The sequence below is a fragment of the Actinotalea soli genome (assembly GCF_017565425.1).
In the GTDB taxonomy this organism is placed as follows: Bacteria; Actinomycetota; Actinomycetes; order Actinomycetales; family Cellulomonadaceae; genus Actinotalea; species Actinotalea soli.
Genome location: NZ_JAGEMK010000014.1, coordinates 1 through 14,135, shown reverse-complemented (window position 1 = coordinate 14,135; position 14,135 = coordinate 1). Strand labels below are relative to the sequence as shown.

Genomic DNA, 14,135 nt, shown 5'->3' with positions numbered 1-14,135 from the left:
CGGTGGGCCGCGTTGTCTGCCCGGGGGGGGGGGGGGGGCCGCCCCCCCCCCCCCCCCACGGAGAGGAGTCAGGCTGGTTGGACGACGACCTTGCCCGGGATGCGACCGGCAGCGGCCTCGGCGTGTAGCGCGGGCAGCTCGCTCAGGGGGATGCGGCGGGTCACCTCGACCTGCAGGTCCCCACCGTCGACCAGGGAGACCAGCTCGGTGAGGCGGTCACGGTGAGGCAGGACGAACACGGTCGCCGCGCTCACACCGCGGGCCTCGTCACCGGGGGTGGCCATGAAGGCGGTCGTGCTGACGACCCTCCCACCGTCACGGACGAGGCCCACGAGCGCCGTGAAGCGGTCGGGGTCGATGGGGGCGAGGTTGATCAGCAGGTCGACCTGCTCGTCGACCGCGGCCAGCACGTCGGTGGTCGTGCGGTCGATGATCTGGTCGGCCCCGGCTGCACGGACGGCTGCGCTGCTGCGGGGGCTGGCGGTCGCGACGACGTGCGCACCGGCTCGTGCGGCCAGTGCGACGGCGTACTTGCCGACCACTCCTCCGGCGCCGTTGATCAGGACCCGCTGACCAGCGGTCAGGCTGCCGTGGTCGAACAGCGCCTGCCAGGCCGTCAGGCCCACCGACGGCAGAGCGGCCGCGTCGGGCAGGGGGATGGTGGTGGGCGCCGGGACCAGGGCATCCGCGGGGGCGATCACGTACTCCGCCGCACCCCCGTCGCGTTCCATCGGCAGGAACCCGATCACCGCGTCCCCCACCTGGAGGCCGCCCGCGTCGGCAGCTCCGCTCACCCCCTCCCCGACCGCGTCGACCGTGCCGGAGACGTCGTAGCCGGGGACGTGCGGGAGTACCACCGGGATCGGCAGGAAGCCGCCACGCATGCCGTCGTCGGCCGCGTTGAAGGCCGAGGCCGCCACCCGCACCCGCACCTCACCTGCGCCGGGGGTGGGCCGCTCGACGTCCTCGTAGCGCAAGACCTCAGGACCGCCGAACTCGAAGTAGCGCACTGCCTTCATCACTGAACCTGCTTCCGCTGGATGTGGTCGGGGTGTCCACGTCCGCGGCACCGAGGCTGCCGAAGCACCCGCTGGAACCGCGGCTCTGGAGACGTCAACCACCGTGACAGGTTCCGACGCGGTCAACCTGGGCCGGGTTGGCCCACCTTCACGACCGCTGGTCCGTCGGCCCGGCCGATGACCTCGACCAGTCGGCCCTCGTCGCGCGACCCCGGCGCCGCGGTGAGCATGACGGCCGCCAGGTCGTCACCAGGGATCGCGATCAGGTTCCCGACGAGCGTGAGGGAGTCCCCGTCGGACTGGGTGAAGGTCGCGCTGCTCTCGTAGGCCGCGACCGGTCGTGGTGCGCGCCACAGGGTGTCGAACCGCCGGCTCCGGCTCCGCAGCTCGTCCACCAGGGCGGCGAGCGACGCATCGGCGGGATAGCGCAGCACCGCGGACCTCAGCCGCGCCACCAGGATCGTCTCGTGGTCGGACGCATCAGCCGAGGACTGCTGGAACGCGCCGAACGGGTCGCAGAAGTGACGCCAGGCCAGGTTCCACTCCCACCGGGCTCCGGTGAGGTTCCAGTGCTCCAGGGCCAAGAACGCACTGTTGACCGCGACGAGGTTCAGGGCGGCGTCGGAGACGACCAGCGGGGTGTCCGAGAACCGCTCCAGCAGGCGCGTCCCGCCCGGGCCGAGGTCGGTCGGCACCTGCCCGTCCGCGGCGGCGTACCCGGCCAACGCGCAGAGTCGCTCGTAGTCCGCCCGCCCGACGTTCAGGGCCCGGGCGATGGCATTCACCACGCCGGCCGAGGGATGGCTCCGGCCCTGTTCCAGCCGCCGGACGTAGTCCGCGGACATCCCGGCGAGCTCACCGAGCTCCTCCCGCCGCAGGCCGGGCACCCGTCTGCCGGCTACCGGCAGCCCGGCAGCCGCGGGGTCCGCTTCTCCTCGCAAGCGGCGCACTGCTGCGCCGAACTGGTGGCGCTCCACGACGCAAAGGTACCCGTGCGCGCGCACGAATGGTGCTCCTCACGCGTGGCCCGGCGGACGGACCGGGAGGCCACCACGGTGGGCCAACCTGGCCCAGGCTGGCCACGTCGGGACCTGCCACGTTGGGTGCTCCGGCACGAGGACCCGCCTGGTGCCGGCCGCAGACCCACGAAGGAGACCCTCATGTCCTTGACCCTCGACCCCGAGATCGCCGAGGCGCTCGCCCCCATGGCAAGCACGCTCGCGGAGGTCCCGCCGCCACCGGTGGGCGACGTCCACGGACGGCGCGCCGTGTGGGAGCCCATCCTCGGCGCCGCCGGGACCGCTCAGCCGATCCCCACCGACGTCACCACGAGCGACCACGTCGTGACCGCGCAGGACGGCGCACAGATCACCCTGCGCTGGTACGTCAAGGCCGGTGCGACCCCCGGCGCGGCGGTGCTGTTCTTCCACGGTGGCGGGTACATGTTCGGCCACATCGACCTCTTCGACGGGCCGGTCTCGCGCTACGTGTCCGCCAGCGGCGTGCCGATGCTGTCGGTCGAGTACCGCCGCGCCCCCGAGCACCCTTACCCGACCCCGCTCGAGGATGCCTACGTCGCCCTGCTCTGGCTGCACGAGCACGCCGCAGAGCTCGGTGTCGATCCCGCCCGGGTGGGGGTCATGGGTGACAGCGCCGGCGGCGGCCTGGCGGCCGCGCTGTCGATCCTGGCCCGCGACCGGGGCGGCCCGGCGATCGCACGACAGATCCTGATCATGCCGATGCTCGAGGATCGTCCGACCGCGCGGGACACGCACATCCAGCCCTACCTGATCTGGTCCTACGAGGACAGCCTCACCGCGTGGCCAGCGTTGCTGGGGGAGTCCGCCGGCGGACCCGACGTCCCGGTCACCGCGGCGCCCGCCCGGCTCGAGGACGCGACAGGGCTGCCACCGGCCTACGTCGAGGTCGGTCAGCTCGACCTCTTCCGCGACGAGGACATCGCCTACGCGACCACGCTCAGCCGCGCCGGGGTACCGGTGGAGCTCCATGTGCACCCCGGCGCGCCGCACGAGTTCGACGCCATCGCCTTCGAGTCGGACGTGGCCCGGCGGGCCGTCGCCGACCGGGTCCGGGTGCTCCGGTCGATCTGACCCGAGCCGGAGCCCACCAACCACGCACCAGCACCTCGGCGCCTCGGACGCCCCCTGCGTCCGCGCCATCGACCCCCTCCACGTGCTCCGTCACGTGCCCCAAGAATCGAGCAGTCACATGACCCTCTGGGCCCCCCTCACCGTCGGCACCATGCATCTCCCCCACCGGCTCGCCATGGCACCGATGACCCGCGACCGGTCCCGGCCGGACGGCGTCCCGACCGACCTCAACCGTGAGTACTACCGTCAGCGGGCGTCGATGGCGCTCATCGTCACCGAGGGCATCCAGCCCTCCGAGGACGGGCAGGGCTACCTGCTGACCCCCGGCATCTACACCGAGGCCCACGTCGCCGGCTGGCGCGAGGTCACCGACGCCGTGCACGCCGCCGGTGGACGCATCGTCGCCCAGCTCATGCACACCGGCCGCGTCGCGCACCCCGAGAACACCCCGCACGGACGGCAGCCGGTGGCCCCGTCAGCCGTCCGCCCGGCGGGCACGATGTTCACGGCCTCGGGTCCGCAGGACATGCCCACCCCGCGGGCGCTGGCCACCGAGGAGATCCCCGGTGTGGTCCAGGAGTTCCGTCATGCTGCCTCGGCGGCCGTCGCCGCGGGCTTCGACGCCGTCGAGATCCACGGCGCCAACGGCTACCTCGTCCACCAGTTCCTCGCCGACAACACCAACCGACGCACCGACTCCTACGGCGGGTCCGTCGCGAACCGCATCCGCTTCGCCGTCGAGGTGGTGTCCGCCGTGTCCGACGAGATCGGCGCCGAGCGCACCGGCCTGCGCATCTCGCCGAGCAACCCGTACAACGACGTCGTCGAGGCCGACCCTCGCGCCCTGTACTCCGCCCTGCTGGGCGCCCTGGCGCCGATGGATCTCGCCTACCTGCACCTGCTGCACTTCGGAGACGAGCTCCTACTGGGGCACCTGCGTCGGGCCTGGCCCACGACTCTCCTGCTCAACCGTGCGGGAGCCGACATGGACAGCCGGGTCGCCGACCTCGACGCCGGCCGCGCCGACGTCATCACGGTCGGTGCGATGGCGTTGGCCAACCCCGACCTCCCGGCTCGCGTCCGGAGCGGCGCGCCGCTCAACTCCGCCGACCCGAGCACCTTCTACGGCGGGGATCACCGCGGGTACACCGACTACCCCACGCTCGAGGAGGCCACCACCCGCGCTCGTTGAGGCAGAGGCCGACCGCCGGGCCCCGTGGCCCGGCGGCCGGCTCGAGGGGCGGGTGGCCCTCAGCCGGCCCGGGCCAGGGCCAGGACCGTCACGTCGTCGGGCCGACGGGACTGGCGTCGGGTCAGGTCGACGACGCGCTCGACGGCGTCGTGGGCCCCGGTCGCGCCGGTCAGGACGCCCTCGAGCACGGCGAGGGACTCGAGGCTCCCGTCGAGCATGTCGAGCACGCCGTCGCTCACCGAGAGCAGCATGTCCCCCGGCTCGAGGGTCACCTCGGCGCCGACCCGCTCGTTCCCGAAGGCCATCCCGAGGGGCGGGCCGGTGGGCGCCAGTCGCTCGTGGTCCCCGACGGCGCGACGCAGCAGGGTGAGCCCGTGCCCGGCGTCGGCGTAGTGCACCACGGCCGTGGTGGGGTCGAGGCGGGCGTGCAGGGCCGTGACGAAGGACCCTGCGGCCGACAGGTCGCTCTCGAGGGCCAGCTCGGCGTCGGCCAGGGCCTCCTCGACGGTGCCGCGCCGGGAGGAGGACCGCAGGACGGCGCGGACCGTCGCGGCGATGATCGCCGAGCCCATGCCCTTGCCCATGACGTCTGCGAGGGTCAGCACCACGTCGCCGTCGGGCACGGTCTGCCAGTCGTAGAAGTCACCGCCGACCTGCTGCGCGGGGACGCAGGCCCCGGCGATCTCGAAGCCGTCGACCCGGGGTTCGCTGCGGGGCAGCAGGCTCGCCTGGACCTCCCCGGCCCGGCGGAGCTCGTCCTCGACCACGAGCTCCTTCTCGACCCACCGGGCCAGGTCCCGCAGCAGACGCGACTCCGCGTCGCTGAACTCGCGCGGCTTGGTGTCGTAGACGCACAGGGTGCCCACGCGGTGCCCCCCGGCCGCGGCGAGGGGCTGCCCGGCGTAGAAGCGGATGTTCGGGTCGTCCGTGACGTAGGGGCTCGCGGAGAAGCGCGGGTCGTCCTGCGTGTCCGGGACCACGAGGCCCTCGTCGTCCTCGACCACCACGGTGCAGAAGGACCCGGCCCGCGGGGCCTCGGTCTTCCCCAGCCCCACCTCGGCCTTGTAGAACAACCGGTCGGTGTCCACGAGGGACACGAAGGCCGCCGGGACGTCGAAGAGCTGCTGGGCGAGACGCACCACCCGGTCGAACCGCTCCTCCGGCGGGGTGTCGAGCATCCCGAGCTCACCCAGCGCAGCAAGACGCGCGATCTCACCGCCCGATATCCGCCTCGCCATGCCAGGACCCTAACCAGCGCCGGTCGCCACCGCGCGCGCCGCGCCCGATGACTTCGGTCCCCGGGTCAGGTCCGTCCTGGTATGCCCGAACCCCCGTCCACCGGAGACGCCATGACCGCGACCGCTGTCGCCCTGGCCGCCCTCGAGGCCTTCCGCGCCCAGGACCGCACCGCGATCGAGCCCTTGCTCGACCCGGCCTTCCGCTTCACCAGCCCCCAGGACGACCACCTCGACCGTGAGGCCTACCTCGACCGCTGCTTCCCCACCGCCGACCGCTTCACCACCCACCGCACGCTGGCGGTGGTGCCGGTCGACCCCGCGGCAGTGCTGGTCCTCTACGAGTACGTGCTGGCCGACGGCGGCCGCTACCGCAACGTCGAGCACCTGCGCGTGCGCGACGGCAGGCTCGTCGAGGTGCAGGTCTTCTTCGGCGGGAGGCTGGGGTAGCGACACCGTGGCCCACCCCGCGAGCACCACCCCCGAGGCGTTGAGCAGCGCATCGAGCGGTGAGACCACGCGGCCCAGGGGCAAGGCCCACTGCAGGACCTCGATCGACGTCCCTGCCACCAGGCCGGCCACCAGCAGTACCGGCGGCGACCCCAGGCGGGGTCGGAGGAGCACGGCGGCGACGGCAGCCGGGACGAGCAGCATGACGTTGCCCAGGAGCTGCCGCAGCGTGGCCGGGGAGTCGAGTCCGCCGAGGTACCAACCGACCTCCTCGACGGGCGAGCCCCAGCTCCATCCGTCACCGACGGGCCTCAAGGTGACCGCGGCGGCACCGGCGAGGGCGAGGACCAGGAGGACGCCGGACAGCGCGGTCCGGAGGACCCGCGGCGAGGGCCCCCGGCCGCGGGTCACCTCGGTCTGTGGATCAGTCATGCCGCTCCTTCCGAACGGTCGAGCACCCAGACTGCGGAGGCAGGGCGACCGGAGCCAGGCCCTGCCGGTCCGGGACTGGCGGCGCCGCGAGCTCCACGAGAGGGGGATCGGCAGGCCCTGGCTTCCGGGGACGGCCCGCGGTAGGAACGTCGGACGACATCAGGAGAGGTGGGCCCGTGATCGACAGAGCAGGGTTGGCGGAGTTCCTCCGCCGTCGCCGGGAGTCTCTGCAGCCCGAGGACGTCGGGATGCCCCGCGGGCAGCGCCGCCGGACCGGCGGTCTGCGGCGCGAGGAGGTGGCCGTCCTGTGCCACATCTCGACCGACTACTACGCGCGCATCGAACGGCAGCGCGGCCCGCACCCGTCGGAGCAGATGATCGCCTCGCTGGCCCAGGGGCTGCACCTGTCCCTGGACGAGCGGGACCATCTGTTCCGGCTGGCCGGGCACACCCCGCCCACGCGCGGGTCCACCAGCCAGCACATCAGCCCCGGGCTCCTGCGGATCCTGGACCGGATCACCGACACCCCCGCCGAGGTCGTCACCGAGCTGGGCGACACGCTGCGGCAGACCCCGCTCGGGACCGCCCTCACCGGCGACACGACCCGCCACACCGGCCCGGCTCGCAGCCGTGGCTACCGGTGGTTCACCGATCTCGACGAGCGCCGGCTGTACTTCCCGGAGGACCATGCCTTCCTGTCCCGGATGTACGCCTCGGGCCTGCGGCAGGTCGCCACGATGCGGGGGCCAGAGTCACGAGCCGCGCGCTACGTCGAGCTGCTCCTGGAGCAGAGCGAGGAGTTCCGCGCCCTGTGGGCCGACCACGAGATCGGCGTCCGGCCCGAGAGCGTCAAGCGCTTCAACCATCCCGAGGTCGGTGCGCTCGAGCTGCACTGCCAGCGGCTCAACGACCCCCAGCAGTCCCACTCCTTGCTGGTGTACACCGCCGTCCCCGGCAGCGAGAGCCACGAGAAGCTGCAGGTGCTCGCCATCCTCGGCGCCCAGTCCCTCGGATCGACCCATCCCGCGGCTGCCGGAGCGTCGACAGACGGCTGAGCCCTGGCTGGTCGCACCCTCGGGCAGCGACCAGCCAGGACGGGTCATGCCGCGCTCAGCGAGACGGAGGCCATCTGCTGCGACAGCTCCCAGACCCGTCGGGCGTCGTCGGTGCTGCGCAGGCGCGACCAGAGGGGCTGCTCAGCCGGAGGGCCGCCGAGCCGTCCCGGGCCTGACGGTCCGTAGAAGCGCGGGTCCCCGGGGGAACCCTCGGCCGTGGCGGCGAGCAGGGCGGGCAGGCTGGCCGTCTCGGGGGTGCCGACGAGGATGCGGCGCCTCGACAGCGCGCGGATCAGCCTGATCTCTGTGCCGTCCTGCACCCGCCCGGTCTCGGTACGGGCAGCGAGCAGGCTCGTGGGAGCCACGCCGGGGTGCGAGAGCGTGCTCGTGATCCCCCAGCCCCCCGCCTCGCTGCGTCGGTTGAGCTCGAGGGCGAAGAGCCCGACCATGATCTTGGACGAGCTGTACGCCCGCATCGCGTGGTACGACTCGTCCCAGTTCGGGTCGGTCCAGTGCACGGCGTTGCGGTTGGCCGCGACGCTGGTCTGCGAGACGACGCGGCCCCGGCCCTCGCGCAGCAGCGGCAGCAGGTGCCCGACCAGCGCGACGTGGCCGAGGTGGTTGGTGCCGAGCTGGAGCTCGAAGCCGTCCGCGGTGACGCGACGCTCGGGCGGGGTCATGACGCCCGCGTTGTTGACGAGCAGGTGCAGGGGGCGCCCCTCCTCCTGGAGGGCCCGGCCCAGGCGGCCGACCGACTCGAGGGAGGCGAGGTCGAGCTCGCGGAGGGAGAGGTCCGCACCGGGGACCGCGCGGCGGATGCTCTGCAGCGCCGCCTCTCCCTTCTGCAGGTTGCGGGCGGGCAGGACGACCTCGGCGCCCGCGGCGGCCAGCCGCCGGGCGATCACGAGACCGATGCCGTCGCTCGCCCCCGTGACGAGGGCGCGACGGCCGGAGAGGTCGGGCAGGGCGAGGTCGATGGTTCGTCGTGGCATGGGGAGCTCCCGGTCGTGGTCGGAGCCTCGACGTCGGTGACGCCTGGCAGCCACGAGCCTGCGCCGAAGCCGGCGGAGCAACCAGGGCCTGAGGATCCGTGGCTGCGGGGCTGACCACCGGGCCTCCCGCGCGCTCAGCCCATCGTGGTGATCTTGCGCGGGCTGATCCGGAGCACGACGCGTCGCTCGTGCCGCCCGCCGTACCAGGGGTACGGCCTGCCGAGGTATCGCTGGGCCAGTGCCTCGATGTGCTCCTCGGCGCCCTCCGTCGTCATGGCGGTGACGAGGCCGCGGATCTCGGCATACCTCGACGGACGAGCGGGTGAGCTCACCACCAGCGACACCCGAGGGTCGCCTCGGACGTTCCTCGTCTTCCGGTGACCGGTCACCGTGTTGATCAGGACGTCGGCCCCGTCGGTGTCGACCCACGTCTGCGTCAGCTGGGGCGAGCCGTCAGGCATGACGGTCGCGAGGTAGCAGGTCGCGGTGCCGCGCAGCAGGTCGACCAGCTCGGAGGGCAGCCGCAGACCCGCGGCACGGGCCCCGTCGTCGGAGGCGGGGGCTGTGCTGGCGGTGTCGGTCATGGCTGCTCTCGGTCGTGGTGCGGGGACGGCGCCTCGGGTCGGGGGCGTCCGGGTGCGGCGCGCATGGTCGTCTCGACGAATGATCGTCAGAGTTCCGGAACATAGCAGAGTCGTACGATCTCCCCGTGACCGCCGCCCGAGCACGCAGCCAGCCCGACCCCTCGTCGGCACCCGCCGTCGCCGGGGACAGAGCAGCCGGCGGCCTGGAGGACGAGCTCGGCTGGTCCCTGCACCGGGTCTACAGCGGCTTCCGTGCGTCAGCGGCCAGCTCGGTGGCCGACGTGCCCGGCGGGCCCCGTGGGTACCAGGTGCTGGTAGCCATCGAGACCGACCCACCGTCGTCCCAGCTGGCGCTCGCTCGACGGCTGGGGATCGATCGCACCGCCATGACCTACCTCGTCGACGAGCTCGAGTCGGCGGGGCTGGTGATCCGTCACCCGGACCCAACCGATCGCCGCATCCGGCATGTCGTCATCACGGCAGCAGGGCGCGAGACGCTGGCCGGCGCGCGCGATGCCCTGCGCTCGACGGAGGAGGGGCTGCTGAGCGCGCTCCGCCCCGCCGAGGCCGACCAGCTGCGCGACCTGCTGGCCCGTGTTGCCCGGTCGACCGACCCGGCGGAGGCCTGCTGGACGCCGCCCCCGGGAGACTGAGGCTCGACACCGCTGCTCACGAGGCGGAGGGCAAGGGATTCGAACCCTTGAGCACGGGGTCACCGCACTAACGGTTTTCAAGACCGTCGCTTTCGGCCGCTCAGCCAGCCCTCCCGGACCCGACCCTCGCAGGTCGCGCCCCGCCGTCCGAGGACAGCGCGCCCATTGTGCCAGGCGGGGGCGTCAGGTCTCCCACCAGCCGGCGGCCCGTCCGGGCGAGACCACCTCGAGGCCGTAGATCACCGCGACCCGTGCGAGCAGCGGGTCGTAGGTCGCGACCCGGTCGATCTCGGGGTGCGCGACGGCGACGCCGAGCTCCATCGCGCTGAAGGGGCTGAGCACCGAGGAGGCCATGGCTGCGGCCTCGAGGGACTGGTCGAAGAAGCGCACCACCTCGATGGTGGTGGCGATCTCGTGGGCCTTGGCCCGCGCGACGGCGTCGAGCCCGTCGGCCGTCCGGCTCAGATCGGTGAGCCCGACGGGCGAGGTCACCAGCTCGGCGGCGTGCTCGTGGGACCACCGCATCCACGAGGCCGACTCGGGTCCCGGGACCAACGACCGGCCCAGGGCCGTGCCGTCGGCGTAGATCAACATCAGGGTCCGTCCTGCTCAGGCGCGCGCTCGGGGTCGGGCACGAGCCTAGTCAGGAGACGACGACGGCGGTGCGGGCGTCACCTCCGCACCGCCGTCGTCAGCCTGGGTCAGCCGCGCAGCCGCTCCATGGCGAGCTGCACGAGCGAGATCAGCGTCTGCTTGGTCGCGGCCCGCGACCGCGCGTCGGTGTACATGACCGGCACGTGGGGCGGGATCGAGAGGGCCTCGCGGATGTCGTCCAGCTGGTGCCGGGCGACCCCGTCGAAGCAGTTGACCGCGACGACGAACGGGATGCCGCGGCTCTCGAAGTAGTCGACCGCCGGGAAGCACTGGTCGAGCCGCTCGGTGTCGACCAGCACCACGGCGCCGATCGCGCCGCGCACCAGGTCGTCCCACATGAAGAGGAAGCGGTCCTGGCCCGGTGTGCCGAACAGGTAGAGCCACAGCGACCCGGGCAGGGCGATGCGACCGAAGTCCATGGCGACCGTGGTGGTCGTCTTGCGGTCGGTGACGCCACCGGCGTCGTCGACCCCGACCGAGTGCTCGGTCATGGCGGCTTCGGTGTTGAGGGGCTCGATGTCGGAGATCGAGCCGATGAAGGTCGTCTTGCCGACGGCGAAGCCGCCGGCGACGACGATCTTGACGACGGTGGGCGCGGCACCCCCGCTGACCGGGGTTCGGTCAGCCACGGCGGCGTCAGAGGGCTGATATGCCATTGAGAACACTCTCCAGCACGCTCAGGGACAGAGCGGGGGACTGGCCGGTGTGGACACTGACCGGCGTGGACGTGTGGACACGGAGGTGCTGGGACTCAGCGAGATCCATGACCAGGACGCGGACGACACCGAGGGGCAGCCGCAGCATGGCGGACAGCTCGGCGACGGACACGAAGGTGTGGGCTGCGTGCTGGATGATCGCGCGCTTCTCCGGGGGGAGCCCGTTGCTGGCCGCCCCGGGAAGCACCTCGACGAGGGCCTCGAGCGGCAGGTCGGAGTTGGCCGCGCGCACACGACCACCCGTGACCGCGTAGGGGCGGACGGTCCGTGCCTCGTACTCGACGCCGTCGTCGGGCCCCGGGTCGGCGTGCCGCCCCGGGGTCCCGAAGGTCTCCTCGATGTTGGTCATCGACGGATCACCCGACCGAGGCTCGGACCGCGCCGTCGACCGGGAGGTTGCCCCGCATCTCGGTGACGAGCTGCGGGGTCAGGGTGGTCTCGGTGCGCGAGACCAGCATGGCCATCTCGTACCCGATGAGCCCGACGTCGCAGCTCGACTCGGCGACGACGGCGAGCACCGAGCCGTTGGAGACGCTCATGAGGAAGACGAAGAGCTCGTCCATCTCGATGATCGCCTGACGGACGTCACCGGCGTGGAGCTGGCGGGCGGCCCCCCGGGTGAGGCTCGACATGCCGGCGACGATGGCGGCCATCTGGTCGCCGCTGGTGCGGTCCAGGTTCTCCGACATGGCCATGAGGAGCCCGTCGGCAGACACCACGAGCGTGTGCCGGGTGCCGGGGACGGTCCTCACGAAGTTGTCCAGGAGCCAGCCGAAGTTGGCTGCCTCTGAGCTGATCTCTGTCACGCTTCCTCCTCGAGGTTGCCGGCTGCTTCAGACATGCGGCGGCTGGGTGTGCGCGCGGTCACCATGAGGTGCTCCGCTGGGTCAGATCGGCGCCGGGGACGGTCACGGGGTTGCCGTAGCCGTCGGCCGAGCCGTCGTCTCCACCGACGGAGCGGGTGCCGCCGTCGGAGCTCTGGGGGGTGGTCTCGTCGGCGGCCTGGCGGCCCCGCGAGGTACCGGACTGGAAGCTCGAGAGCAGCGACCGCACCTGGTTGGCGTCGCGGTCGGCCCGCGGGCCCGACTTGGAGGTCTCGATGGCCGGAGCCGCCGGGATGGTGCCCGGGGTGCGGCGCACGAGGGCCGAACCGCCCTCGGCCGGGACCGCCTTCGGCCGGTACGCCGAGAGCTGGCTGAGCTCGGCGAGGGCCTGCTGGGCGATGTCGGCCCGCTGGGCCAGCATCGATGTCGCGTCGTCGTCGAAGGCGCGACCGGTGGACGGCTCAGGGGTGAAGCTGGTCTGGGCCGAGAAGCCGCGCGGGGCCGTGGCCGGGTGCGGGACCTCACCCGAGGGCGCGGAGCCGGAGCTCCCCGGACGTGCGGGGGGCGGCGTCCAGCCCTGCGGAGCGGGGGCTGCTGCCGGGGCGGGCGGCGCGGCGACGGGTGCGGGCGGGGGCTGCCAGCCACCGCCACCGAAGCTCGGCTCAGCAGGGGCAGCCGGGGGCGGCGCGAAGGCCGCAGGGGGCTGGCTGCTCGGCACCGTCGGACGGGAGTCCTCACCGGGGCTGAAGGCGACAGGCTGGCCCGCGGGCTGCTGGGCGTGGGCCCCGGACTCGGAGGCCCCCCAGGCCGACTGGCGCACGGGGGCGACCGACGGCGCGGACACGGGCTCGAAGGCCTGCGAGGGGGCGAAGGCCACGGGGGCCGGCGTGGGCGCAGGGGCCGACGGCGCCGCAGCGACCGGGGCTCCGTAGGACGGGGCACCGTTCGAGGAGGCACCGTTCGAGGAGGCACCGTTCGAGCCCGCACCGTTGGACGCCTCGGGGGCGCTCTGCTCGGCCTGGTCCTCCTGGCGACGACGTCCGAACAGACCACGACGCTTCTTGGGGCCGCGGATGTCCCGACGGGTCGGACCGTCGACCACCTCGGCGAACGGCGCGGGCGGGCCCGCGACCGGGGCACCCGTGGGGGCCGGCATCGCCGACCACACCGGTGCTGCCGGGGCCTGCTCAGCAGCGCGCTGCTGCTCGACGGGCGCCTGGTGCTGGGCGGCGCCCTGGTCGTACGCCGGCTGGCCGTACGGCGGCTGCTGGTCGACGGCAGGCTGCTGGGCGGCGGGGGCCTGCGGGGCCCACGGCTGCTCCTGGGCTGCGGCCGGTGCGGGGGCCTGGGTGGGCTCCCACGCGGGCTGCGGCTGCCAGGCCGGGGTCTGCTGAGCGACCTGGGTCTGCGGGCCGGTCCACGTGTCGACCCCGCCGTCGTACCGCGGCGGCTGGTAGGCCTGCTGGTCGTGGCCCCGGGCGCTCGTCGACGGGTCGGCGTGCACCGGGGCGTACGCCTCGGCCGGCGCGTGCGCCTCGGGCTGCTGCTCGTACTCGGCGTACGGGGCGGCCTGCTCCTGCTCGGCGTACTCCTGCTCGGCGTACTCCTGCTCGGCGTACTCCTGCTCGGCGTAGGTCTCGGCCTGCTCGGGCTCGCTGTAGGCCGGCGCGGCGTACCCGTAGGGCACGGGCTCGTCGTCCTCGACCAGGGCCGGGATGACCATGGTCGGCTCCTCGACCGGGGCCGGCTCGGCAGGGGCGGCGTGGGCGCCGCGCGTGGCACGGGTCTCCTCGACCGGGCTGTCGGGCGAGCGGCCGAAGAAGGACGCGGCGCTGGCGGCGGCCGCGGCGAGCCGCTCCGCACCGTCGCCCGTGCTCTCCGGGTTCTGCTGCTCGGGGGTCTGGTTCCGGGCCTCGCTGACGGCAGCGGCCGCCAGCTCGGCGCGACGCGACCGGAAGCCCGAGAACATCGCGGCCCGGGTGTCGGGGCGCGGCGCCTCCTGCTGGGCCTGCGGCGCCGGGGTCAGGGTCTGCGGGCTCGTCGGGGGGCGACGGGTCGGCAGGTCACCGGCCTCAGCGGTCGGGCGGGTGGGCAGCGGTGCGGGGACCACCGAGGCGGGTCGTCCGGGCAGGGCCGCAGCCTCGGCGGCCGACTGCCGCGTGGGCAGGCCGCCGGTGCTCGGCGCGGGCTCCGCACCGGGGGCGGGGCGCCGCGAGGG

The 14,135-nt window shown here is 73.5% G+C and carries 14 protein-coding genes, 1 tRNA gene and 2 pseudogenes; 5 read left to right on the top strand and 12 right to left on the bottom strand.

What is annotated here, in order from left to right; all coding sequences use genetic code 11:
- Positions 1 to 68: 68 nt before the first annotated feature.
- Complete coding sequence (locus J4G33_RS16830) at positions 69 to 1,019, bottom strand: NADP-dependent oxidoreductase (protein ID WP_208057162.1); 951 nt, start codon at positions 1,017 to 1,019, stop codon at positions 69 to 71.
- Between the two features lie 122 nt (positions 1,020 to 1,141).
- Positions 1,142 to 1,996 (bottom strand): helix-turn-helix domain-containing protein, encoded by an 855-nt coding sequence (locus tag J4G33_RS16825; protein ID WP_208057161.1) that lies wholly within the window; start codon positions 1,994 to 1,996, stop codon positions 1,142 to 1,144.
- A 183-nt stretch (positions 1,997 to 2,179) separates the two neighbouring features.
- On the opposite strand from J4G33_RS16825, the gene J4G33_RS16820 reads away from it, so the two are divergent.
- Positions 2,180 to 3,130 (top strand): alpha/beta hydrolase, encoded by a 951-nt coding sequence (locus tag J4G33_RS16820; protein WP_208057160.1) that lies wholly within the window; start codon positions 2,180 to 2,182, stop codon positions 3,128 to 3,130.
- A 118-nt stretch (positions 3,131 to 3,248) separates the two neighbouring features.
- Positions 3,249 to 4,322: an alkene reductase gene (locus J4G33_RS16815; RefSeq protein WP_208057159.1), complete on the top strand. Its 1,074-nt coding sequence runs from the start codon at positions 3,249 to 3,251 to the stop codon at positions 4,320 to 4,322.
- Positions 4,323 to 4,381: 59 nt separating this feature from the next.
- Here J4G33_RS16815 and J4G33_RS16810 read toward each other — a convergent pair whose 3' ends face one another.
- A complete protein-coding gene (locus tag J4G33_RS16810; RefSeq protein ID WP_208057158.1) occupies positions 4,382 to 5,560 on the bottom strand; it encodes a PP2C family protein-serine/threonine phosphatase in 1,179 nt (392 codons plus the stop codon).
- 111 nt (positions 5,561 to 5,671) lie between these two features.
- Between J4G33_RS16810 and J4G33_RS16805 the strand changes: the two genes are divergently transcribed.
- Positions 5,672 to 6,007: a nuclear transport factor 2 family protein gene (locus J4G33_RS16805; protein ID WP_208057157.1), complete on the top strand. Its 336-nt coding sequence runs from the start codon at positions 5,672 to 5,674 to the stop codon at positions 6,005 to 6,007.
- A gap of 27 nt (positions 6,008 to 6,034) precedes the next feature.
- On the opposite strand, the pseudogene J4G33_RS17945 reads toward J4G33_RS16805, so the two are convergent.
- Positions 6,035 to 6,439: pseudogene (locus tag J4G33_RS17945) on the bottom strand (VanZ family protein); the annotation flags it as partial.
- A gap of 176 nt (positions 6,440 to 6,615) precedes the next feature.
- On the opposite strand from J4G33_RS17945, the gene J4G33_RS16800 reads away from it, so the two are divergent.
- Complete coding sequence (locus J4G33_RS16800) at positions 6,616 to 7,494, top strand: helix-turn-helix transcriptional regulator (protein WP_208057156.1); 879 nt, start codon at positions 6,616 to 6,618, stop codon at positions 7,492 to 7,494.
- 44 nt (positions 7,495 to 7,538) lie between these two features.
- Here the strand turns inward: J4G33_RS16800 and J4G33_RS16795 are convergent, their stop codons facing one another.
- Together J4G33_RS16795 and J4G33_RS16790 are read right to left on the bottom strand one after the other, a co-directional pair.
- Positions 7,539 to 8,486 carry an SDR family oxidoreductase gene (locus tag J4G33_RS16795; protein ID WP_208057155.1) on the bottom strand — a complete coding sequence of 316 codons (948 nt, stop codon included), beginning with the start codon at positions 8,484 to 8,486 and terminating at the stop codon, positions 7,539 to 7,541.
- Positions 8,487 to 8,620: 134 nt separating this feature from the next.
- Positions 8,621 to 9,070 (bottom strand): PPOX class F420-dependent oxidoreductase, encoded by a 450-nt coding sequence (locus J4G33_RS16790; protein ID WP_208057154.1) that lies wholly within the window; start codon positions 9,068 to 9,070, stop codon positions 8,621 to 8,623.
- A 125-nt stretch (positions 9,071 to 9,195) separates the two neighbouring features.
- Here J4G33_RS16790 and J4G33_RS17895 point away from each other — a divergent pair, with 125 nt between their 5' ends.
- Positions 9,196 to 9,723 carry a MarR family winged helix-turn-helix transcriptional regulator gene (locus tag J4G33_RS17895; RefSeq protein ID WP_307793978.1) on the top strand — a complete coding sequence of 176 codons (528 nt, stop codon included), beginning with the start codon at positions 9,196 to 9,198 and terminating at the stop codon, positions 9,721 to 9,723.
- Between the two features lie 24 nt (positions 9,724 to 9,747).
- Here the strand turns inward: J4G33_RS17895 and J4G33_RS16780 are convergent.
- The 6 genes and pseudogenes from J4G33_RS16780 to J4G33_RS16755 form a co-directional block, all read right to left on the bottom strand.
- Positions 9,748 to 9,837, bottom strand: a tRNA-Ser gene (locus J4G33_RS16780).
- Positions 9,838 to 9,906: 69 nt separating this feature from the next.
- Positions 9,907 to 10,317 carry a hypothetical protein gene (locus J4G33_RS16775; RefSeq protein ID WP_208057153.1) on the bottom strand — a complete coding sequence of 137 codons (411 nt, stop codon included), beginning with the start codon at positions 10,315 to 10,317 and terminating at the stop codon, positions 9,907 to 9,909.
- A gap of 107 nt (positions 10,318 to 10,424) precedes the next feature.
- Positions 10,425 to 11,033 (bottom strand): GTP-binding protein, encoded by a 609-nt coding sequence (locus J4G33_RS16770; RefSeq protein ID WP_208057152.1) that lies wholly within the window; start codon positions 11,031 to 11,033, stop codon positions 10,425 to 10,427.
- Positions 11,014 to 11,442 (bottom strand): DUF742 domain-containing protein, encoded by a 429-nt coding sequence (locus J4G33_RS16765; protein WP_208057151.1) that lies wholly within the window; start codon positions 11,440 to 11,442, stop codon positions 11,014 to 11,016. Before J4G33_RS16765 ends, J4G33_RS16770 begins: the two co-directional genes overlap by 20 nt.
- A gap of 7 nt (positions 11,443 to 11,449) precedes the next feature.
- The gene (locus J4G33_RS16760; RefSeq protein ID WP_208057150.1) at positions 11,450 to 11,899 is read right to left on the bottom strand and encodes a roadblock/LC7 domain-containing protein; all 450 of its coding nucleotides are present in this window, start codon (positions 11,897 to 11,899) and stop codon (positions 11,450 to 11,452) included.
- Positions 11,900 to 11,957: 58 nt separating this feature from the next.
- Positions 11,958 to 14,135 (bottom strand): annotated as a pseudogene (locus tag J4G33_RS16755) (hypothetical protein); the annotation flags it as partial.